26 protein-coding genes are annotated in these 20,020 nt (G+C 68.5%); 12 read left to right on the top strand and 14 right to left on the bottom strand.

The window, feature by feature from the left end:
- Together ACE3TA_RS22460 and ACE3TA_RS22455 are read left to right on the top strand one after the other, a co-directional pair.
- The coding region (locus ACE3TA_RS22460; RefSeq protein WP_374576554.1) for a GTP cyclohydrolase I at nt 1–272 on the top strand (272 nt) is incomplete at its 5' end.
- 5 nt (nt 273–277) lie between these two features.
- Entirely contained in the window at nt 278–1,243 is a 966-nt protein-coding gene (locus tag ACE3TA_RS22455; RefSeq protein ID WP_374576553.1) for an NAD(P)/FAD-dependent oxidoreductase, read from the top strand.
- 6 nt (nt 1,244–1,249) lie between these two features.
- On the opposite strand, the gene ACE3TA_RS22450 is transcribed toward ACE3TA_RS22455, so the two are convergent.
- Both ACE3TA_RS22450 and ACE3TA_RS22445 read right to left on the bottom strand, forming a co-directional pair.
- Nucleotides 1,250–3,286, bottom strand: coding sequence for a CocE/NonD family hydrolase (locus tag ACE3TA_RS22450; RefSeq protein WP_374576552.1), 2,037 nt, complete (start codon nt 3,284–3,286; stop codon nt 1,250–1,252).
- Between the two features lie 32 nt (nt 3,287–3,318).
- Nucleotides 3,319–3,864: a DUF1697 domain-containing protein gene (locus ACE3TA_RS22445; protein WP_374576551.1), complete on the bottom strand. Its 546-nt coding sequence runs from the start codon at nt 3,862–3,864 to the stop codon at nt 3,319–3,321.
- Between the two features lie 95 nt (nt 3,865–3,959).
- Between ACE3TA_RS22445 and radC the strand changes: the two genes are divergently transcribed.
- The 3 genes from radC (at nt 3,960) to ACE3TA_RS22430 (ending at nt 6,393) form a co-directional block, all read left to right on the top strand.
- Nucleotides 3,960–4,676 carry a DNA repair protein RadC gene (radC, locus tag ACE3TA_RS22440; protein WP_374576556.1) on the top strand — a complete coding sequence of 239 codons (717 nt, stop codon included), beginning with the start codon at nt 3,960–3,962 and terminating at the stop codon, nt 4,674–4,676.
- A 542-nt stretch (nt 4,677–5,218) separates the two neighbouring features.
- The gene (locus ACE3TA_RS22435) at nt 5,219–6,100 is read left to right on the top strand and encodes a WecB/TagA/CpsF family glycosyltransferase (RefSeq protein ID WP_374576550.1); all 882 of its coding nucleotides are present in this window, start codon (nt 5,219–5,221) and stop codon (nt 6,098–6,100) included.
- Nucleotides 6,101–6,165: 65 nt separating this feature from the next.
- A complete protein-coding gene (locus ACE3TA_RS22430; protein WP_374576549.1) occupies nt 6,166–6,393 on the top strand; it encodes a hypothetical protein in 228 nt (75 codons plus the stop codon).
- A 154-nt stretch (nt 6,394–6,547) separates the two neighbouring features.
- On the opposite strand, the gene ACE3TA_RS22425 is transcribed toward ACE3TA_RS22430, so the two are convergent.
- Nucleotides 6,548–7,384: a WecB/TagA/CpsF family glycosyltransferase gene (locus ACE3TA_RS22425; protein ID WP_374576548.1), complete on the bottom strand. Its 837-nt coding sequence runs from the start codon at nt 7,382–7,384 to the stop codon at nt 6,548–6,550.
- Between the two features lie 58 nt (nt 7,385–7,442).
- On the opposite strand from ACE3TA_RS22425, the gene ACE3TA_RS22420 reads away from it, so the two are divergent.
- The 3 genes from ACE3TA_RS22420 (at nt 7,443) to ACE3TA_RS22410 (ending at nt 10,349) form a co-directional block, all read left to right on the top strand.
- On the top strand, nt 7,443–8,240 hold the full coding sequence (locus ACE3TA_RS22420) for an APH(3') family aminoglycoside O-phosphotransferase (protein WP_374576547.1): 798 nt from the start codon (nt 7,443–7,445) through the stop codon (nt 8,238–8,240).
- A complete protein-coding gene (locus tag ACE3TA_RS22415) occupies nt 8,240–9,691 on the top strand; it encodes a deoxyribodipyrimidine photo-lyase (RefSeq protein ID WP_374576546.1) in 1,452 nt (483 codons plus the stop codon). The genes ACE3TA_RS22420 and ACE3TA_RS22415 overlap by 1 nt, the downstream gene beginning before the upstream one ends.
- 199 nt (nt 9,692–9,890) lie before the next feature.
- The gene (locus ACE3TA_RS22410; RefSeq protein ID WP_374576545.1) at nt 9,891–10,349 is read left to right on the top strand and encodes an Rrf2 family transcriptional regulator; all 459 of its coding nucleotides are present in this window, start codon (nt 9,891–9,893) and stop codon (nt 10,347–10,349) included.
- Here ACE3TA_RS22410 and ACE3TA_RS22405 read toward each other — a convergent pair.
- Nucleotides 10,346–11,014: a NifU family protein gene (locus tag ACE3TA_RS22405; RefSeq protein WP_374576544.1), complete on the bottom strand. Its 669-nt coding sequence runs from the start codon at nt 11,012–11,014 to the stop codon at nt 10,346–10,348. The genes ACE3TA_RS22410 and ACE3TA_RS22405 overlap by 4 nt on opposite strands.
- Nucleotides 11,015–11,120: 106 nt before the next feature.
- Between ACE3TA_RS22405 and ACE3TA_RS22400 the strand changes: the two genes are divergently transcribed.
- Genes ACE3TA_RS22400 through ACE3TA_RS22390 form a run of 3 tightly spaced genes read left to right on the top strand, consistent with a single transcriptional unit; the run spans nt 11,121 to nt 12,138 of the window.
- A complete protein-coding gene (locus ACE3TA_RS22400) occupies nt 11,121–11,633 on the top strand; it encodes a hypothetical protein (RefSeq protein ID WP_374576543.1) in 513 nt (170 codons plus the stop codon).
- A 2-nt stretch (nt 11,634–11,635) separates the two neighbouring features.
- Nucleotides 11,636–11,794 (top strand): hypothetical protein, encoded by a 159-nt coding sequence (locus ACE3TA_RS22395; RefSeq protein WP_293497754.1) that lies wholly within the window; start codon nt 11,636–11,638, stop codon nt 11,792–11,794.
- Entirely contained in the window at nt 11,740–12,138 is a 399-nt protein-coding gene (locus ACE3TA_RS22390) for a 2Fe-2S iron-sulfur cluster-binding protein (RefSeq protein ID WP_374576555.1), read from the top strand. The genes ACE3TA_RS22395 and ACE3TA_RS22390 overlap by 55 nt, the downstream gene beginning before the upstream one ends.
- A 112-nt stretch (nt 12,139–12,250) precedes the next feature.
- Here the strand turns inward: ACE3TA_RS22390 and ACE3TA_RS22385 are convergent, their stop codons facing one another.
- Complete coding sequence (locus ACE3TA_RS22385; RefSeq protein WP_374576542.1) at nt 12,251–12,388, bottom strand: hypothetical protein; 138 nt, start codon at nt 12,386–12,388, stop codon at nt 12,251–12,253.
- 11 nt (nt 12,389–12,399) lie between these two features.
- Nucleotides 12,400–13,323, bottom strand: a complete 924-nt coding sequence (locus tag ACE3TA_RS22380) for a hybrid sensor histidine kinase/response regulator (protein WP_374576541.1) — start codon at nt 13,321–13,323, stop codon at nt 12,400–12,402.
- Here ACE3TA_RS22380 and ACE3TA_RS22375 point away from each other — a divergent pair.
- A complete protein-coding gene (locus ACE3TA_RS22375; RefSeq protein WP_374576540.1) occupies nt 13,322–13,459 on the top strand; it encodes a hypothetical protein in 138 nt (45 codons plus the stop codon). The two genes, ACE3TA_RS22380 and ACE3TA_RS22375, sit on opposite strands and share 2 nt — an antisense overlap.
- On the opposite strand, the gene ACE3TA_RS22370 is transcribed toward ACE3TA_RS22375, so the two are convergent.
- The 8 genes from ACE3TA_RS22370 to ACE3TA_RS22335 form a co-directional block, all read right to left on the bottom strand.
- Nucleotides 13,456–14,214, bottom strand: coding sequence for a transglutaminase family protein (locus ACE3TA_RS22370; RefSeq protein ID WP_374576539.1), 759 nt, complete (start codon nt 14,212–14,214; stop codon nt 13,456–13,458). The two genes, ACE3TA_RS22375 and ACE3TA_RS22370, sit on opposite strands and share 4 nt — an antisense overlap.
- 87 nt (nt 14,215–14,301) lie before the next feature.
- Nucleotides 14,302–14,787, bottom strand: coding sequence for a type II secretion system F family protein (locus tag ACE3TA_RS22365; RefSeq protein ID WP_374576538.1), 486 nt, complete (start codon nt 14,785–14,787; stop codon nt 14,302–14,304).
- Nucleotides 14,784–15,476, bottom strand: coding sequence for a hypothetical protein (locus ACE3TA_RS22360; RefSeq protein WP_374576537.1), 693 nt, complete (start codon nt 15,474–15,476; stop codon nt 14,784–14,786). Before ACE3TA_RS22360 ends, ACE3TA_RS22365 begins: the two co-directional genes overlap by 4 nt.
- A complete protein-coding gene (locus tag ACE3TA_RS22355) occupies nt 15,476–16,570 on the bottom strand; it encodes a CpaF family protein (protein WP_374576536.1) in 1,095 nt (364 codons plus the stop codon). Before ACE3TA_RS22355 ends, ACE3TA_RS22360 begins: the two co-directional genes overlap by 1 nt.
- Nucleotides 16,567–17,802 carry a type II and III secretion system protein family protein gene (locus ACE3TA_RS22350; RefSeq protein ID WP_374576535.1) on the bottom strand — a complete coding sequence of 412 codons (1,236 nt, stop codon included), beginning with the start codon at nt 17,800–17,802 and terminating at the stop codon, nt 16,567–16,569. Before ACE3TA_RS22350 ends, ACE3TA_RS22355 begins: the two co-directional genes overlap by 4 nt.
- A complete protein-coding gene (locus ACE3TA_RS22345) occupies nt 17,802–18,686 on the bottom strand; it encodes an RcpC/CpaB family pilus assembly protein (protein WP_374576534.1) in 885 nt (294 codons plus the stop codon). Before ACE3TA_RS22345 ends, ACE3TA_RS22350 begins: the two co-directional genes overlap by 1 nt.
- Complete coding sequence (locus tag ACE3TA_RS22340) at nt 18,683–18,850, bottom strand: hypothetical protein (protein ID WP_374576533.1); 168 nt, start codon at nt 18,848–18,850, stop codon at nt 18,683–18,685. Before ACE3TA_RS22340 ends, ACE3TA_RS22345 begins: the two co-directional genes overlap by 4 nt.
- 24 nt (nt 18,851–18,874) lie before the next feature.
- Nucleotides 18,875–19,327 (bottom strand): prepilin peptidase, encoded by a 453-nt coding sequence (locus ACE3TA_RS22335; RefSeq protein ID WP_374576532.1) that lies wholly within the window; start codon nt 19,325–19,327, stop codon nt 18,875–18,877.
- Between the last annotated feature and the right edge of the window lie 693 nt (nt 19,328–20,020).

Below are 20,020 nucleotides of genomic sequence, written 5' to 3'. Positions count from 1 at the left end.
GGGTGGTGGGCATCTCCAAGCTGGCCCGCGTGGTCCAGGGCTACGCCAGCCGCCTGCAGGTGCAGGAGCGCATGACCGCCGAGGTCGCCGACTGCATCTGGACCCACCTGAAGCCCCGCGGCGTCGCGGTGGTGATCGAGGCGACCCACGGCTGCATGACCGGCCGCGGGGTGAAGACCCCCGACGTCGCCATGGTCACGCGCCGCTTCCTGGGCGTCTACGAAGACGACCGGGCCAGCCGCAAGGACGTGCTCGAGCTGATGGGGCGCTGAGCGCCATGCGCCTTGCGATCATCGGCGCCGGATTGGCGGGGCTGGCCTGCGCCAAACGTCTTCGGGCCCTGGGCATGGAGGCGCGGCTGTTCGACAAGGGCAAGGGGCCGTCCGGGCGCCTCGCCTCGCGCCGGATCGCAACCCCGCTGGGCGAAGCCGTGTTCGACATGGGCGCCCAGTACTTCACCGTCCGCGACCGCGACTTCGCCACCGAGGTCGCCGGCTGGCTGGCCAAGGAGCTGGTCGCCCCCTGGCCGGAGGCCGGCCCCGGCGCCTGGGTGGGCGTGCCGACCATGGCCGCGCCGCTGAAGGCCATGGCCGCCGAGCACGATATCCGCTGGAACACCTTTGTCGGCGGCGTCAGCCGCGAGGGACGGGTGTGGCGGCTACACCTGAAGGAGGGCGACGAGGCCCCCTTCGACGCGGTCATCATCGCCCTGCCGGCCGAACAGGCCATGCCGCTCCTGGCCCTCAACGACATCGACTTCATGAACAGGAGTTCCGCCTCGGTCAGCCAGCCCTGCTGGACCGGATTGTTCGCCTTTGACGCGCCGCTGGAGACGTCCTCCCCCGTTCTCCGTGACGGCCGCGTCCTGGCCTGGGCGGCCCGCAACACCTCAAAGCCGGACCGCGCCGGCCCCGAGGCGTGGGTCGCCCAGGCCCAACCCGCCTGGTCCCAGGCGCACCTCGAACGCACGCCGGACGAGGTGGCCGACATCCTGCTGGCCGAGCTATTCGAGATCACCGGGGTCCCGCCCCGCACGCCCATCGCCCGCCACGGCCACCGCTGGCGGTTCGCCAAGTCGACCGGCCTGGACATCGGCCCGCTCTGGAACCCGACCCTGCGGCTCGGCGTTTGCGGCGATTGGCTGCTCACCCCGCGCGTGGAAAGCGCCTGGCTGTCGGGCCACCAGTTGGCGGACATCATGACCCGGGATCTCGCCGGGCGCATGGACGGGGACGCGGCCTAAGTCGTCTCAGACCAGGCGGCGGGGGATCCGCACGTCGCTGACCCGCTCAAACACCACCTCGCCGGACTTTCGGGCGCTCAGGCTTTCCGAAAGCAGGAACTCGCCGGGCGTCGACCGCAGCTCGACCGTCGCCGTCACCTCGCAGGCCCAGTCGCCCCGCGACCAGGCGCTGACCGCCTTCTGGCGCCACACCCCGCTGTTGGGCTCGCCCTCGGTCAGCTCCACCGTCTCCCACCGCGCGCGCGACACCGTGCTGCCGATGTCCGGCCAGGTGAAGGGGACCGGCGGGCTGTCCAGGGTAATGCGGTAGCGGCCGGGCGAGACCGGCTGAGTGGTGATCGGCCCCGGCGTCTCGCCCTCCCCTCGGCGTTCCGGCACGGCGAAGGGCGCGGGCGTCATCTCCTGCGGCCGCACCGGCAGGTCCAGGCTGCAATGGGCCAGGTCCAGGTCGAGCGACACCGTCTCCGGCGACGGCCAGACCAGCGGCCACAGGCCCTCTGACAGCGCCACGCGGATGCGCGACCCCGTGTTGAACCGCCGCCCCGCGACGATCAGCGGAACTTCGATGTCATAGAAGACGCCCGGCTTAAGCGGCTCCGGCTCGGCGTCGGACGTCCGGTGGGTCAGGTTTTTCACACCCCAGCTCACCAGCCACGAGCGCCCCTCGGGCGTCACCTCGGTCAGGCGGACGGCCAGCGTCGCCACCGGCTTGTCGGCGCGCACCCGTACCCGCAGCACCGGACAGCCCAGGATCTCCAGGTCTGTCTCCAGCGGCGGGCTGTCGAAGGTGAGCGACCTGGCGTCGTCCAGTCCCTGCTCCATCGGCGGACGGTCGATCCATTCCGGCTTGGTCAGCCCCACGACCTTGCCGCCGCGCACGCTCGCCCGTCCGGACCCCGGCGCCTCCGCCAGGCCCTTCGCCGTCAGGTGCAGGCGACTGGCCGCAATCGTCGGCGCGGGCCAGACAGGTTCGGCGATCCAGCGGCCCGGCACGGGCTTGGGCGCGGTCTCCTCCCAGGCGGCGTAGGGCATGAAGACCCGCAGCATCGGCTCGGCCATCAGGCCGGTCTCCTCGCCGACCAGCCACTGCGTCCACCAGCGCAGCTCCTCCACGGCCCAGTCCAGGCCCTGCGGCGTCGCGGCCCAAGGATAGGTGTGCCCCCAGGGCCCGATCATCCCCTTGCGCGGAACCGCCAGGTGCTCCAGCAGCCGCGGCACAGGATCGGCATAGGCGTCCCGCCAGCCGGAGACGACATAGGTCGGGACCTGGATCGCGCTCCAGTCCTGGTCGATGGAGCCGCGCCGCCAATAGGCGTCGTTGGTCTGGTGCTCCAGCCAGGTCCGCAGGATCGCCGGCGTGGAGTCCAGGCGCTGCCGCCACATCGTCTCCCAGGCCTCGCCCACCACCGCCGGATCGGGCGGGCCGGCCATGACCGTCTTGAACAGCACGCCCCACTGCAGGTTCGTGTGTCCGACCGCGCCGCCGACATAGTGGGCGTCGCCGCCATAGCGGGTGTCGGTGGTCCCCAGCGCCATGATCGCCTTCAGCGCCTTGGGTCGCCGGGCGGCGACCTGCAGGGTGTTGATCCCGCCCCAGGACAGGCCGCGCATCCCGACCGCGCCGGAGCACCAGGGCTGGCGCGAAATCCAGTCAATGACCGTCTCGCCGTCGGCCAGCTCCGGCTCGGCGTACTCATCGGTCAGCACGCCTTCGGAGTCGCCCGACCCGCGCACGTCGACCCGCACATAGGCGAAGCCGCGGCTGGCCATCTGCCGGCCCCAGGCGCTGTCGTGGCTCCGGTAGCCGTCGCGCTTGCGATAGGGGATGTATTCCAGCACCGCCGGACTTGCGCCCTGGCCTTCCGGCAGGAACAGCCGCGCCGACAGCCGCACCCCGTCGCGCATGGGGATCCAGGTGTGCTCGATCTCCCTGACCCCGCGCTCCGGCGGCAGGGTCCAGCCCGCGGCGCGCACGGCCTCAGGCAATCCGGCCAGCCCAGAGGATGCGGCGGCGGCGATGACGGCGCGACGGCTCGGCTTCATGGGCGCTCCAGACCGCAGGCGCTCGGGCCGCTTCACTGCGCCCCGGCCACCGCTTCCGCCAGCTTGAGCACGGTGTTCCAGTTCCGGCCAGTGCCCTTGGTCGCGAGCTTGGCCTCAATGACCTTGATCGTCAGCTTCGAGGTCCCGATCCCGTCGGGATAGACCAGGTAGGCGCAACGCCCCGCCAGGCTCACCTGCTCGCGCCCCTTGATCGCCGCCCGCAGCGCCGCCAGCGCCTCAGCATCCGGCGCCGCCTTCAGGGGCATGACCACCATGTGGCTCGGATCGTCCCGCGCCGCATCCGGATAGGGGTTGGCGGCGATCATCTCCCGCCAGGCCTCGCCCGAGCGCACCAGCACCTCGGTCTCAAGCCCGACCCGCTGCGCCAGCGCCGCCTCCAGCCGCGCCTCCACCTCAGCGTCCGCCCCGTCGCCCGCGAAGACCACATTGCCAGTCTGCAGCAGGGTGCGCACCGCGGTGAAGCCCAGGGCCTCGAACACCGCCTTCAGGTCGCTCATGGCCAGCTTGGTCTTGCCGCCGACATTGATCGCCCGCAGCAGCGCGATCCTTGCGTGCATGATCACCCCTTGCAATCCGCGAACATTTCAGGAACGATACTGCCTGTCCTGGCGGTGGGGTGCAAGGCGTGACCAGTCCCGGCGAAGTCTCCGACCTGTCGGCCCTGTGGGCGGGGCCCAGCCCGCCGCTTCCGAAGGTCCAGCCGCACTATCACGGCCACCGCGAGCGCCTGCGCACCCGCGCCCTCGACGGCGGGACCGCCGCCCTGCCCGACTACGAACTGCTCGAACTCTTCCTGTTCCGCGCCATCCCGCGCGGCGACGTCAAGCCGCTGGCCAAGGCCCTGCTCACCCGCTTCGGCTCCTTGGGCGGGGTGCTGGGCGCCACCATCCCCGAGCTCGTCACCGTCAAGGGGATCGGCGAGAGCGTCGCCCTCGACCTCAAACTCCTGCACGAGGCGTCTCTGCGCACCGGCCGCGAGGCGGTGTCCAAGCGCCCGGTCATCACCTCCTCGGCCCAGCTCGCCGCCTATGTGAAGACCGCCATCGCCCACGCCCCGCGCGAACAGTTCCGCGTCATGTTCCTCGACAAGAAGAACCAGCTCATCGCCGACGAGGTGATGAACCACGGCACCGTCGACCACGCCCCCGTCTATCCCCGCGAGGTCATGCGCCGGGCGCTCGAACTCTCGGCCAGCGCCCTCATCCTGGTCCACAACCACCCGTCGGGTGACCCGACCCCGTCCCAGGCCGACGTCGCCATGACCCGCGAGATCATCGAGGCCGGCCGCTCGCTACGCATCGTCATCCACGACCATCTGGTCGTTGGCCGCGACGGCACGGCCAGCTTCAAGGCGCTGGGACTGATGTGATCATGGGAAGCCACGAATGATGCTCGCCATCTCAGTCCTTACGGCAGTCATCGCGGGTCCGCCCGCCCAGATACAACTGGCCACCGCGACAGACTGCGCCGTACTGGTCGCTATTGGAAAATCCCAAGTCGGATGGGGCGTCGATCCCCCTCGGTCGCCCTTGGTCAACACCGGCCCGCTTGGGGATGGTGTCGAGTACCGGCAGGACTGTGATTGGCGCCGGCTTGGCGTCGCCGCACCGAAGATCATCGCTCCTGACGCGACCGGGCCGAGGTTCGCTGTGACAAAGCCCACCTATTCACCGGACCGTCGTGGGGCGACGGCAGATCTCTACCTCGGCGCCTGGAACGGTCCTGGTGAACCGTCCTTCATCGAGGTGCGGACGTGTCATTTGCGGCACAAAGACCGGACTTGGCATGTTGTCCGTTGTGATCGAGGCCCGATCACCTGACGCGCTGCGACGCATCCTTAACCCGCACGCCCTAGGCTCCTCGTCCGATCCCGCCGCATCGCCGGCGCACAGATGCAGGACGTATCGAGCCGTGGACCGCAGAAGCGACGCCCGCCGCCCCTATCGCAAGACCCGCCGCCCGGTGGAGCGCATCCGCATCCTGGGCGTGACCATGGATCTCGTGCGGCTGGAAGAGATCATGCACCACGTGGCCGACCACATCGCGCGCAAGCAGCGGTTCGTGGTCGCCAACCACAACGCCCATAGCGTCTATCTGATGGGCCGGAACGCCGAGTTCCGCCGCTATTTCGACTTCGCGAACCTGACCATGGTGGACTCAGGCCCCATGGTGCTGCTCAGCCGGCTTGTGGGCCTGAACGCCCGCGGCTTCCACCGCTGGACCTATCTGGATTGGCGCCACCACTTCTGGAGCCTGGCCAACCGTCACGGCTGGCGGGTCTTCTATCTGGGCGGCGCGCCCGGCGTGCCGGAAAAGGCCGCCGAGGCGCTCTCCGAGAAGTATCCCAACGCGGTCATCGGCGTCCGCGACGGCTATTTCGACGCCGCCCCCGGATCGGCCGACAACGCCGCCATCCTGGCCCAGATCGAGGCCTTCCAGCCCGACGTGCTGTTCGTGGGCATGGGCATGCCGCGCCAGGAGGTCTGGCTGCTGCATCACCTCGACAAGCTGCCGCCCTGCGTCACCTATTCCATCGGCGCGGCCTTCGACTACGAGGCGGGCGTCCAGTACTCCCCGCCCCGCTGGGCCGCCCGCATGGGCTTTGAATGGCTGGCCCGCCTGCTGGCCGATCCCAAGCGCCTGGCCGGCCGCTACCTGGTCGAGCCCTGGTTCCTGCTGGGCCTGGCGCTCAAGGACATCGCCGCCGCCCTCCTGGCCGGCCGGCTGATGAAGGGTTTCTTCAAGCCCCGCGCCGCCCGCCAGCCCGGCGTCGAGGCGCCCGCGGGTCCTTAGATCGGGATCGAAAGCCGCGCGGTCTGCGTTCTGGCGATCTGGCTTAGCAAAGACGGATCGAACAGATGCCCCGCATGCCCCTCCTCGCCCTCACCCTGATCGCCGCCACCACCGCGCTTGCGGCCTGCGACCGCGAAGCCGGGCGCAAGCAGGAGACGGTCGGTTCCCTCGAGTCCGGGGCCGGAGCGCTCCTTGGCGACAAGGACCTCAAAGACCAGGGGAAGCAGGACAAGGTGACCGGCCAGCTCAAGCAGGGCGACCTCGGCGGCGCCCTCGACGACGCCAAGCACTAGTCAGTCAAGGATGGTGCGGGCGGCCGGACTCGAACCGGCACGGGCCTCAGGCCCAACGGATTTTAAGTCTGGCGCGTCTACCAGTTCCGCCATGTCCCCGCGCGGCGCGACGGTAGGGCATCGGCGGGCGATGGCCTAGCCCGGCGTCTCTTCCTCAGGCCGAGGTGGTGATCTGCAGCGGCGCCCGGCGTCGCGCGATGGCCGCGGCGATGTCCTTGAAGGCCAGGGGCAAAAGGGCCCACGGCTCCAGGCAATAGCGGGCGAACATCCGCCGCGGCTCCTGAGCCAGGCGGAAGGCCCAGACCAGGCCCGCGTCGCTCATCCACGGCGGCGGGGCGACCTGGACATCGGCCTCGTAGTCGAAGGCGGCGCCCACCGGCATGATTACGCAGTTGGGCAGGGCCTCGAGATTGGCCTCGATCCACAGTTCCTGCCGCGGCATGCCCATGCCGACGAACAGGATGTCGGGCTTAAAGGCGGCGATCTGCGCCAGGGCCTCGGTATTGCCCGGCGAGCCGGGCTCAGCCTCGAAATAGCCATCGCGGCCGCCGATCACCGCGCCGGGATACTTGGCCATCAGCCGCTCTGACGCGGTCTCCACCACGCCGGGCGCGCCACCGACATAGAAGACGCGGTAGCCCTTGGCCGCCACCATCGACCAGAACAGGGGGCGGAAATCGACATAGCTGCACCGATGGAAGGTGCGGCTGGGCATGCCCAGCAGCCGGGCGAAGAAGATCACCGGGGTGGAGTCCATCTCGATGAGGTCGGCCTTGGCGAAGAAGCTGGCCAGCTCGGGGCGCGTCTTCAGCAGGTAGAGGCTGTGGCTGTTGTGGTTGGCGATGATCGCCTTCTTGCCGGCGCTGATGAACCGGCCGATGTGATGCATCACCTCCTCAGGACGCACCAGATCGATGTCGCCCCCCAGGATGTGGATGCGCTCGCTGGTCCGGCGGGCGGAGCGGAATTGGGCAGGCTGGGCGCCGTCCATCGCGATTGGGCTTCCGTCAGTGGCGGTCAGAGGCGGTCAGAGGCGGGAGACTAGGGCGGTGGCGCTTAACAAAGGGCTGAAGGTGCGTATCGCGCGGGTGTTGGCGGCGGCGGGGCTGGAGGCCCCCCTTGAGCCGGAGGTCATCGACCACGGCCGGTCAGGCGATCTGGTGGCGCGGTGTGGCGAGGCCTTCGTCAAGATCGCCAGGCGTTCGGAGACCTGGAACGCCAGCGCGCTGGCGCGCGAAACCGGCGTCCTGCGCTGGCTCGCCGGCAAGGCGCCCGTCCCTCAAGTGCTGTGGTCGGGCCCGGTGGCCGATGACCTCGCCCTGGTCATGGCGGCCGCGCCGGGCGCCGCCCTCTCCCATGTCCCGGCGGCGGATGCGGAGGCGGCTCTCACCGCCACCCTCCGCGCCCTGGCCGTCCTGCACGCCGTCCCGATCGCCGACTGTCCCTTTGACCAGCGGCTGGCCCTCAAGCTGGTGGAGGCGCAAGCCCGCCTCGTGGACGGCGCGGTCGACGAGACCGACTTCGACGCCGAGCGCCTGGGCCTCACGGCGGCGGAGGCCTGGACCCGGCTCACCGCCATGATCCCGGTGACCGAGGATCTGGTCCTGACGCACGGCGACGCCAGCCTGCCCAACTTCGTCTGGGACGACGGCGCGGGTGTCACCCTCATCGACCTTGGCCGGTTCGGGATCGCCGACCGCTATCAGGATCTGGCGCTCTTCCTGCGCTCGGCCAAACGCAACCATCCGCAGGTCGACGCCGTACGTCTGCTGCGGACCCACTATCCTCTCGCCGAGCTAGATGAGGCCCGCCTCGACTTCTACCGCTTCCTCGACGAGTTCTTCTGATGCCCGCACCCACGATCGTCTGGTTCCGCCGGGACCTGCGCCTGGCCGACAACCCGGCGCTGGAGGCGGCGGTGCGGTCAGGCGGCGCGGTGATCCCCCTCTATGTGCTGGACGAAACGCCGGGCCTGCGCGCGCCTGGGGCGGCCTCGCTCTGGTGGCTGGACAAGTCCCTGGCAGCACTTGGCGCGGGACTGGACGCCATAGGCTCGCGGCTCATCCTGCGCCGCGGCGTCGCCGCTGACATCGTCATCCAGCTGGCCCTCGAGACCGGGGCGGCGTCGGTGTGTTGGAACGCTCTCTTTGATCCTGGCCACCCCGAACGCGACAAGGCCCTAGCCGTGGCGCTGAAGGCTCAGGAGGTCGAGCCCCATCGCTTCAATGGCGGCCACCTGGTCAATTTGGACGCGGTGAAGACCAAGGCCGGCGGCGCGTTCAGCGTCTTCACGCCCTTCTGGCGAACGGCGCGGCAGGCGGTCAGTGACGGGGGGCCGATCCCGACGCCAGACACCCTGCCCGCCCCCGACGCCTGGCCCGCCACCGACCGGCTCGCCGATTGGCGGCTGCACCCCACGGCGCCGGACTGGTCCACGGGCTTTAGGGACTGGGCGCCTGGCGAGGCCGGCGCCGGCGCCGCGCTGGAAACCTTCACCCGCCAGGCCCTGAGAACCTATTCCACCGACCGCGACCGGCCCGCCGTCGAGGGCACGTCGCGCCTCTCCCCCCACCTGCACTTCGGCGAGATCAGCCCCAAGGCCTGCTGGCGCGCCGCCCAGGCCGCCGCCCATCATGGCAAGGCCAGCGACGGGGAGATCGAGAAGTTCCTGGCCGAGCTCGGCTGGCGGGAATTCAACGCCGCCATCGCCCGCACGGCGGATCTCGCCAAGATCAGCTTCGACCCGAAGTTCGACGCCTTCCCCTGGCGCGATGATCCGCCGGGCCTGGAGGCCTGGAAACGCGGCGCCACCGGCTACCCCATCGTCGACGCCGGCATGCGCCAGCTCTGGACCACCGGCTGGATGCACAACCGCGTCCGCATGATCGTGGCCTCTTTCCTCACCAAGCACCTGTTGATCGACTGGCGGCTGGGGGAGCAGTGGTTCTGGGACACCCTGGTGGACGCCGACCACGCCTCGAACGCCGGCAACTGGCAGTGGGTCGCGGGCTCAGGCGCCGACGCCTCCCCCTATTTCCGCATCTTCAACCCCGTGCTTCAGAGCGAGAAATTCGATCCTCCGGGCGACTACATCCGCCGCTGGGTCCCGGAGCTCGCCCGTCTGCCCGCCAAGGTGATCCACGCCCCCTGGACCGCCCCAGTCCCCGTGCTGGCCGGATCGGGCGTGCGGCTGGGCGCCACCTACCCCAGGCCGATCGTCGATCATGCCTTCGCCCGCCAGCGGGCGCTGGAGGCCTATGCGGGCATGCGCTCGACGGCCCCGGTCGCAGCCCCATAGAGAGGATTGCCAAATCGAGGCGCGGGCGGATCCATCTCCTGCCGGGGCTGGGAGGTTTGACGGGCGCGGTCAGCATGCCCCGGCGCCAGACACTCAGATCTCGGCGCCTTTGGATCAAATCGATTCAAGCGCATAAACCTGATCGATTCTAATTAGTTAGATGCTATCTCTTGCTTGCAGGGCCGGCTGAAGGACGAGAATGCGACTGACCGTCTATACCGATTTCTCGTTGCGGGTGCTGATGTACGTGGCCCTGCATCGCGACCGCCTGCCCACCATATCCGAGATCGCCGCCAGCTATGGGATTTCCCGCAACCACCTCATGAAGGTGGTTTATGAGCTCGGCCTGACCGGCTATATCCACACGGTACGGGGCAAGGGTGGCGGCCTGCGCCTGGCCCGGGCGCCCGAGGAGATCATTCTGGGCGAGGTGGTGCGCCGCACCGAGCCGGACATGGCCCTGGTCCCCTGCTTCGATCCCATCAACGGCGCCTGCGTCATCACCCCGGCCTGCAAGCTGCGCCGCGCCCTGCACGAGGCCCGCGCCGCCTTCCTCCAGGTCCTGGACGGCTACAGCCTGGCCGATCTGGTGGCAAACCAAGGCGCCCTGCAGGCCCTGCTGGCCCGCGCCCCCCCCATCGAGCTTGTCGATCCCTAGGCACGTTCGATCGTGATCGGCCGGCCCTGGTGGCTGAAGGTCGTGCGGGCCGGCGGTCCTGAGCGGCCATCGAGCCGCGCGGCCCAGGCCTTCAGGCGCTCACCCACCGTGACGGTCTCCGTCGGTTCGTTGGCCGCCTCCTCCACTCCGACCACCTCGGGGACATAGTACTGCACGATCCGTTGCACCCCGCCCTTCAGGGTCAGGCGCGCCGACGGGCAGCCGCCGCAGGCGCCGCGCATCCGGATCCAGAGCACGCCGGTCTGTGCGTCAAAGCGATCAAACAGGATGTCCCCGCCGTCGCGCGCTACGCCGGGCCGCACATGCCGGTCCAGGACCCCGCGGATCTCGGCCTCCAGGTCGAAGCCGCCGGACGCCTCGGGCGCCCCTGCCGAGCCGACGGCTTGCGGCGGTGCGCGACGCGCCTGGAGCAGGACGTCGCTCAGGGCGACGATCACCTTGGGGTTCAGCCGAACCCAGGACCGCCCGGGGGTCCGGGTCACCGTCACGTAGCTTGGCGCGACAAAGATCCCGCCCACCCCAGGCAGGGCCAGCAGCGCGGCGGTCAGGACGCCTTCCAGGGCCAGCAGGGTCCCTCCGGCGTCGGCGGACGGCGTGAACTTCATGGCGTTGGGATTGGGCGTCGGTTCGGGGGTGATGAACACGGTCGCTCCTTCCCCCAGGCGGGCGCGGCCGATCCGCGCGGGGCCTAGGCGAGCTTAAACAAATATTGTAGATACATGTTTAAACCACAAGCCGACAGACCTGCCGATGAACACGCCTTCCATTTCCACGCCCCCTTCCCGCCTTGGTCCGGGCCTGATCCTGCTGTGGGCCGGCCTGACGCTTGGCGTCGCCTTCCTCGCGACCCCCGCCAAGTTCCTCGCGCCCTCTCTGAGCCTGCCCGTGGCGCTGGAGGTCGGGCGACAAACCTTCCACCTCTACAATCGTGTGGAGATCGTCCTGCTGCTTGGCCTCGCCGGCTTCGGGGCGATCTGGGCGCCCCCGCGCGGCTGGTGGTTCGCCCTGGCGCTTCCCGCCATCGTCGTCCTGGCCCAGGCTCTGTGGCTCTTGCCGCTGCTCGACGCCCGCGTCGCGGCCATCATCGCTGGCGCCACGCCGCCGGCGTCGCCTCTGCACGTCATCTACATCGCCGCCGAGGGCCTCAAGACCCTCTGGCTGCTGGCCTTCGGCCTGGGCGGACTGTCGCTTCAGACCGCGGGATCGCCCTGGCTTGCCGCCGCCACCCGGCCGGACTTCACCCCGGCTCTAACGAAAGACTGACCATGTTCCATCTCCTGATGGCGCCTGCCAACGCGGTTTGCGACGCGCTCGGCGTCGTTGACGAGCACGAGCGCGGCATGATCCGCATGCTGGTCAACATGCTGCTCTGGACCACCCTGGGCGCCGTGGTCTTCATGGTGGCCTGGGTGCTGGTGGTCTGATCTCCGCGGCGACGCAAGGCGTCACCTTCATCACCCGCCAGGGCGAGGCCTTTCACCTCCCGCTGCGCCCGGGATGGTCGCTGATGAGCCTGGCGCGGCGGGGCGAGGTCCCCGGCATTGACGGCGTCTGCGGCGGCAACTGCTGCTGCGTCACCTGCCACGTCCATGTCGATCCAGATTGGCGCGTCCGCGCGGGCGAACCCTCGGCCCTGGAGGAGTCGATGCTGGACTTCGCCAGCGACGTCGATGCCGGCTCCCGCCTGGCCTGCCAGATCAGGCTCACCGAGGGCTTGGCCGGCCTCGTGGTCCGCCTGCCGGCGCAACAGCTGATCCTCGGCCTCTGAGCGTCAGGCCTGGGGCGAGGTTGTCGCCCACTCCGCTATCGTTCTCGCCGATACCACCCCCGCGCCGGGCCAGGGCGCGATGGCGAAGGCTGCGCGCGCCATGGGGCCGTCTCTAGCCCCCAGGCTGCACGGCCAGCGCCGCGCCATCCAGCGCGGCTTCGATGGCGAGCAGCAATTTGGACGGATCAACCGGCTTGGCGACGAGCCCATCCATGCCGGCCTGCAGGTAGGCGTTCAGGTGGTGGGCCATCACGTTGGCTGTCAGGGCGAGGACGGGGGTGCGTGCCCCCCCTGGCGAGCCTCTTCCTGGCGAATGGCCCGGGTCGCGGTCAGGCCGTCCATCACCGGCATCTGAGCGTCCATGAGGATCAGGTCCCAATCGGACTCCCGCCAAGCGTTCACAGCTTCCTGACCGTCATTGACCACGACGGGATTGAGACCGGCCTGCTGCAGGATGGTTTGGATGACGATCTGGTTCACGGGATTGTCCTCGGCGACAAGGATGCGGAGCGCCCCAGGGTCGCCGAACTCGGCTTCCTCGACCTCGGCCACCGCGAGCGTGGATCGCGCGCCCTCCAACCGGGCCAGCGGGAGCTTGACGGTAAAGGTCGAGCCGATCCCCTCCTGGCTCTCGACACTGACATCGCCGCCCATCAGACGGGCGAGTTCGCGAGAGATCGCCAAGCCAAGGCCTGTGCCCCCAAACCTTCGGGTGATCGAGGGGTCGGCCTGGGTGAATTTCTGAAACAGATCACCGATCTTGTCGGCCGAAATTCCGATGCCGGTGTCGCGGACGGCGAACCGCAACTCGCCCTCGGGCCGCGACACCTTCAAGGCTATCTCGCCCTGAGAGGTGAACTTCAGGGCGTTGGAGACAAGATTGTTGACGATCTGCCGAACGCGCGTCGGGTCTCCACGGAAGATCCCTTCCGCCTCTGGCGCGATCTCCAGGGTGACGGTGACGTCCTTTTCCGCGGCCATGAGCGAGAGGGTGGCGAGCGATGAGCGCGCGACCTCGGCCAGGTCGACCTCTCCTTCCTCGATCGTCAACTTCCCGGCCTCGATCTTGGAGACGTCCAGCAGGTCGTTGAGCAGGCCGTGCAGCATCTCGCCCGACTGCAGGATGACCTCCACCTGACCCTGTTGTCGGTCGGTCAGGCCCTCCTTCGCCAGCACCCGTCCCATGCCCAGAATTCCGTTGAGCGGCGTGCGGCTGGGCGCCACCTACCCCAGGCCCATCGTCGACCACGCCTTCGCCCGCCAGCGTGCCCTGGACGCCTATGCCGACATGCGGGCCCGCACCGGATCTATCGAGGACTAGGCGGGGTCCGGCAGGTCGTAGCTGACCACCTTGAAGCCGCTGAGGATGGCGGGTCCGAAGGTGTTGGCGATGGCCACGTCGGTGGCGTCGCGGCCACGGGCGATCAGCACCCGGCCGATGCGGGGCTTGTTGTTACGGGCGTCAAAGGTGTGCCACTTGCCCCCCAGATAGACCTCGAACCAGGCGCTGAAATCCATCTCGCCGACGATGGGCACGCCGATGTCGCCCAGATAGCCCGTGCAGTAGCGCGCCGGGATGTTCATGCAGCGGCAGAAGGCGACGGCAAGGTGGGCGTAGTCGCGGCAGACGCCGCGGCCTTCGCAATAGGCCTCGAAGGCGGTCATGGTCGGCCGGGCGTGCTCGTAGCCGAACTGGATGTGGTCATGCACCCAGTCGACGATGGCCTGGACCCGGGGCCAACCGGGCTCGGTGGACTGGAACATCGACCAGGCGATGTCGCTCAGCCGGTCGGTCTCGCAGTAGCGGCTGCCCAGCAGGAAGATCAGCACGTCCTCGGGCAGGTCCTCGACGGCCGCCTGGGGCGCGAAGGGTGAGATCACGTCAGGCTGGCCATCGTCGGCGATGACGAAGTCGGCCGAGAGCGTCAGGCGGCCGGCCGGCGCCAGGATACGGCTGCAGATATTGCCCCAGCCGTCCAGGTACTGGCGCACGTCCAGCATCGGATCGGTGCGCAGCCAGTCGGGGGTTTCCAGATCGTGTCGCCGGCTGGGATGAACGCTCAGCATCAGCAGCATCGGGACAGGCGCCGGGCAATCGTAGATAATTTTGTAATATGGATGCCTGTCGATCCCTAGGATGCGGGCGCTCAGATTGAGCGCGACTCAGACTTCGTAGAGCACGCGCAGGAGTGTGAAGAAGGATGGGCCGACAAGGACGATTAGGATCGCCGGCATGAAGAACAGAACCAGGACCACGATCATATAGACCGGGAACACCTCTATCCGCTGGCGGAGCTCGTATTCCCGGCGCTCAAAACTGTTCTTCAGGAAAATCTGCATCCGTTCGCGGAGATCATCTCCATTCCTCTCGGCCTCGGCGACTTCTGACACCAGGGCCGCCCCAGGACCAGTGGACGTCAGACTCCGCGCCACCTCCCCGCCGTCCAGGCCAAAGCGGAAGCGGCGCTCCAGCACGCGGAGCGTCTCGATCACAGGCCCGAAGCGGACGGCGGTGACATCAAGAGCCAGGGCCAGGGCGCTGGCCGGCGGCGAGCCGGCCTCTGACGCGGCCAGAGTGGCGACCGCAACCAGCTCGCAGGCCTCGTCCTCCAGAGCAGCGGTCTTCCGCAGGCGATCGATCAGGCTCACTTCATGGCGTCCGAAATCAGGTTCAGGCTGACCCGCCCCCAGATCACCAGGGATGCCGACAAGGTCACCATCAGCCGCCCCTCATCGGTGGCCAGCAGGCTGGCGAACAGCGGGCCGGCCCGCGCGGCCGAGGCCAACAACACCAGGAAGAAGAAGGCGGTCATGATATTGGCCTGCCAGCGGATCTGGATCAGGGCCAGGTTCCGCTTCTTGGCCAGGTCCTCGGCCATGCCCAGGGCCTCGCGGAAGGCCATGAGGAATCCCTCCGGCGCACCCCCCTGCTCACGATGCACCAGGCAGAGGCGATAGGTCAGGTTGGAGAGCGGCCAGGCCTCGACCCACCGCGCGGCGATCCCCTCAGGCTGGCCCGTCGACAGCCCCTGCAGGGCTTGGGCGAGGGCCTGGGGACCAGGATGGGGCGAACCCTGCGCACAGGTCGCCATGGCGGCCAGCAGCGGCGTGCCTGACCGGGATATGGGGCTGACCTGCTCCATCAGGCGCGCCACCGCGGCGCGTTCGGCGGCAAACATGTTGGCCTGACGGCCGCGCAGCAGCTGAGTCATCAGGATCAGGGCGCCCAAACCCAGAACCAGGCCCATGAGCAGACTCTTGGCCCACCAGGCCGTGGCGCTCAGAGCCACCAATCCCACCATCAGGGCGGGCCAGGGCAGAGCGCGCAGCCAGGACACTAGGCGCGTTCCAGCCTGTGAATCTCCGACACCAGCCGACGCCCCGAGGCGTCGCGATGCAGGAAGACAATGGCGTCGATGGCGTCACGTAAGGCCTGGCTTGGGTTGATTCCCGACTGCCCGGCGGTCGCGGAGGCGTACAGCGACTCCAGGCGGTGAACAGCGCCGCTGACCGAGCCGGCGTGCAAGGTGCTCAGGGATCCCGCCAGTCCGATCGACATCGCGGCGATCATGTCGAACACCTCCTCGCCGCGCACCTCCCCCACCACCAGGCGGTCGGGCCGCATCCGCAGGGTCTCCCGCACCAGCTTGCGGATATTGGCCTGCTCCCCGTCGCCATGGTCGATCCGACGCGTCTGCAGTTTGATGCAGTGGGGATGATCCACCTTCAGCTCGCTGACATCCTCCACCAGCACGATCCGCTGATCGGCCGGCACCCGACTGAGCATGGCGCCCAGCAGCGTGGTCTTGCCCACCCCTGGCGCGCCGGCGACGATCACGTTCAACCGCCTATCCACGGCCGTCTCCAGCCACAGGCGCTGGTCGGCGGTGACGCCGCCCATGCGCTCCAGGTCCGCCAGGGTGTAGGGACGCGCCGGAAAGCGGCGGATTGAGACGAAGGGACCGCCCATGGCGACCGGAGGCGCGACGGCATGCATCCGCGACCCGTCGGGCAGTTCGACATCGACCCAGGGATTGGCGCGATTGATCGCGCGTTCGGCCCTGGCCACATGGCGATGGACAAAGGCCACCAAGTGCTCTGGGCCGAAGAAGGCGCCGGCGAAGGGCGTCAGCCGCCCCCCCTTCTCGTACACAATGGCGTCCCAACCATTGATCAGGATGTCGGTAACCCCGGGGTCGGTCATCAAGGACTGGATCGGACCATAGCCCAGGACTTCGTCAATCGCGCTCTGGGCCAGATCGTCGGCGTCCTGGCCCGGAGCATCGGGGCCACGGGCGAGCAGACTCAGGAAAAAGTCGCGGAGGGTTTCCGGCTCGACGGCCAAGGCTCCGACCCGCGCGGTAGGATAGGCGCGCGCCGCCTCGTCGACGAGGGCCGAGACGATCTGCCGACGATCAGGAAGGCTGGTCATTTCAGAGGCGACAGGTTCGCCTCGACGGTCGGCGACGGCATCCGCTTGGCCGCATCCTCCACCCGTTCGGGGGTCACGATCAGCACCAGCTCGGTGTCGCTGGCGCTGGAGCCCCGCGAGCCGGCCAGCTTGTCGCCAATGTCGAAGGGGGTCTGGAAGGGCAGCCCCCGCTTGTTGCTCTGTGACTCCGCCGAGCGAAGGCCGGCGATGGCCACGCTCTCCCCGAATTTCAGGGTGACCGTGGTTTCGGTCTTGCGGGTGATCAGGCCCGGCACCTTGGCGCCGTTGAACTCGACGATATTGGCCGTGTCCACCTGGCTGACTTCCGGGGCGAGTTGCAGGCGGACCGACTCGCCGTCAATGATGAGGGCGGTGAACTCCAGGGTCACGCCGTAGGGCTTGTAAGTGTACCCCACCGCGTTGTTCGTCACCGCGTTGGCCTGGGGACTTGGGACCGGGAGTTCCCCGCCGGCCAGGAAGCGGGCCTTCTGGCCGCTGGTGGCGACGATAGTCGGCTCCGCCAGCATCGTGGCCGCCCCCTCGGAGCGCAGATAATTCAGGAAGGTGTCCAGGACCAGCCGGTCGATGGTGAACTTCGCCGCGGCGAACAGGTCGGTGGTTGTAGCTGTGCCGATGGCGTTGGCGAAGAGGTTCCCGATCGCTCCTGTGCCGCCGTTGAACCGGTTCTGCGCCTGCCAGCGGATGCCGAGCTCCCGGGCCTTGTTGCGGCGGACCTCCAGAACCCGGACCGAAACGGCGAGTTGGTCGTTGGTGGCGCTGCGGATCAGATTGATGATCTTGACCCCAGGCAAGGCGCCGGCGGCGATGTCGCCAGCCAGAACAACCGTGGCGGCGTTCGGCGCGTCGCCGGTCAACACAGCCACGCCGGCGGTCTTCGACACCGACAGGTTCGGCACCTGGGCGGTGCGTGAAATCAAGGCCGCGAGGTTGGCGGTGTCGGCGACCACCTCGACGGTCCGCCGCTCGATCTGCTGGTTGGCCGCGTTCATCAGCATGACGTCGGCGGAGCCCTCCTTCATCCCGAACAGCACGATCTTCCGGGCGCCGCGCACATCCACCTTCAGGGTGCTGTCGTTGGACATGACCACGGAGCTCACGTCGCCTGAGGGGGTCAAGACCAGGAAGCCGCCCTCAGAGATCGTGGTGCGACCCTGGGCCAACGCGGGCGACGCCAGCACCCAGACGACGGCCGCCAGCAGCAGGCGGCGCATCATTGCAGGTCCTGCTGCGAGATACCCGAAGGCGTGACCACCGAGACGCTGCGGGTGGGCGCGGACGGCCCCTGGGCTGTCGCGTAGGCGGAGGAGTCATCGTCCGTCTCGGCCGGATCGGAGACGGTTTCCACATCCCAGATCTGGCGAAGGGCGCCCTGATGGGCCGAGCGGGGGCTGTCGGCGCTGGCCAGCACCACCACGAGCGCGCCGGCCTGACGCCAGGCGGCCAGGTCCTCGGCTTCTTCCGGCGAGACGGCGATGGTCACGGAAGGATCCAGGCCGCGCCCGCCCCGCTTGAGGCCAGCCCGAACATGCAGGACCTGGGAGCCTTCCACCACGGTGGCGACGGAGGGCGACTCGGCGATGGCCTTGTTTCGGGCGCCGCCGACCACGGCGATGATGTTCACCCAACTGCCCTCACGCAGCATCTCGGTGGCCACGGAGAGTTCGTCGCCCATGAGCACGAAGCCGACCTTGCCGGGCGGCAGCTCCAGGTTCGATGCGCCGGCGTTTACGGCGATGACGGATTGCTTGAACACAGGCTGGCCGGCGCGGATCGGCGAGACCACCCGCCAGCCCCAGTAGGCCTCTGATTTCTTGGAGCTGTCGGTGATCCATTCCCCGCTGCGCTTGCCCACTGCCGAGCGCCACACTGCGCTCTCGGGGCTGATCACATCGCCGGGCTTCATGGCGCTGGTGGCTTGCAGATAGAAGGCGCCCGGCTTGCTGTCGCCGCCGCCGGCGTTGGCCTTCAGGAAGGAGCCCAGCGTGATGGTGATCAACAGGGCGCCAAGGAACAGGCTGACGTTCTTGATCAAGGGGGCAAGCTTGGAGGTCGGCTTCTTGCCGCCCCGGACGCCGAACAGATCGGTTTCGCTCACGTCCGGGCCCCCACGAGTTCCGCGATGGGCGCCGGAAGGCGCGGGAACACCTGGGTCTTGACCAGGTGCACAACGACCCCGGCCACCATCGCGGCCGCAAGGAACATGAGCAGGTTCCTGATCAACAGCCCGCCCGGGCGCGCGGCGCTCTTCGGATTACTCAAGACTGAAGCTCCCTGACCATCGCGTCACCACACCGTTGTCGTCAGCATTTCTGGCCGCAAGGCCAGGAACCCCCCAACGATGGCCAGGGCGTATGGTACGCCCGCCGCGGCCGGGGCTTGCTTGTCTCGCAGCCGCCGGACGAATCCGACCGCCAGATAGCAGGCGCCCACAACGCCGCCGGCGACCATGATTGACAGCACAAAACGCGACAGCTCGATCGGCAAGAGCCACACGCTGAGCGCCGAAATCAGCTTGATGTCGCCGCCGCCGAGGACCTTCTTCTGGTGAAGTCCCAGGCCGCCCAGCAGTACGATGCCGCAACCCACCAGAGAGTAGATCAACTCGCCTGAGCTGATCAGCACGCCGTGGATTAGACCAAGCAGAAAGACCCCCAGGCAGACGAAATTGGGTATCAGCCTTCGGGTAAGATCGGAAAAAACTGACCCCGCCAGCAAAGCCAGAAGGGTCAGGTTCAACACAGATTCTAGTTCGTCCATGACTGGGGCGCCGCGCCGAGAACCGGCGCGGCCCGCCGTCACTCAGCGGCGGCGTCGCCGCCGGAGACTGCGTTAACGACGTTGTCGATCGCAGTACCCGCAGCTTGCGACAGGGCGTCGGAGGCGGTGAAAACGCCGCCGGCCATCGCACCGCCCATGGTCGAATACTCGGTCGAGGTCAGACCTTATTCGTCCTTCAAAAGAACGGCAACTTGATTCAAAAGCTCGCGAAGCATTTCGCCCACTCCCCCATTTGCTCAGAGCACAGTGCTCGTCGGACGGACTTGGCCTCACGCCCTGGCTTGCGTCAAACGTCTGGGCGCTCACTTTGAGCGCGCCCGAGCCCAGGCGCCCGGCCCTCACATTAACACTCGCCTCCGAAGGGGCGCCTTCGGGCAGGAAAATGCAACGCCAAGCAGGGTAAGGGATCGCGGGGGAACAGCCGTGTCGGAGCTCACCACCAGGTCGCCTCGCGCGACCGCGTCGGTAACCTTGATTTTCCGCTGACGACCCGAGCCTGCGTAGGCTTGGCCTTCCTGGTCGAACGTAAGCGCGGCTTTTCCACCGCCTGCCGATTGCTTGACGTTCAGTGGGCAGGCTGAGCGGCCTTCCAGGCCCAGGGCGTGAGCTCGGCGAGGCGGCTGTTGAGGTGGCCGCCCACGAGCCTGCTGA

It is taken from the genome of Phenylobacterium sp., from assembly GCF_041916435.1.
Lineage (GTDB): Bacteria > Pseudomonadota > Alphaproteobacteria > Caulobacterales > Caulobacteraceae > Phenylobacterium.
The sequence above is the reverse complement of the archived record's forward strand: the minus strand, read 5'-3'. Positions and strand labels throughout refer to the sequence as shown.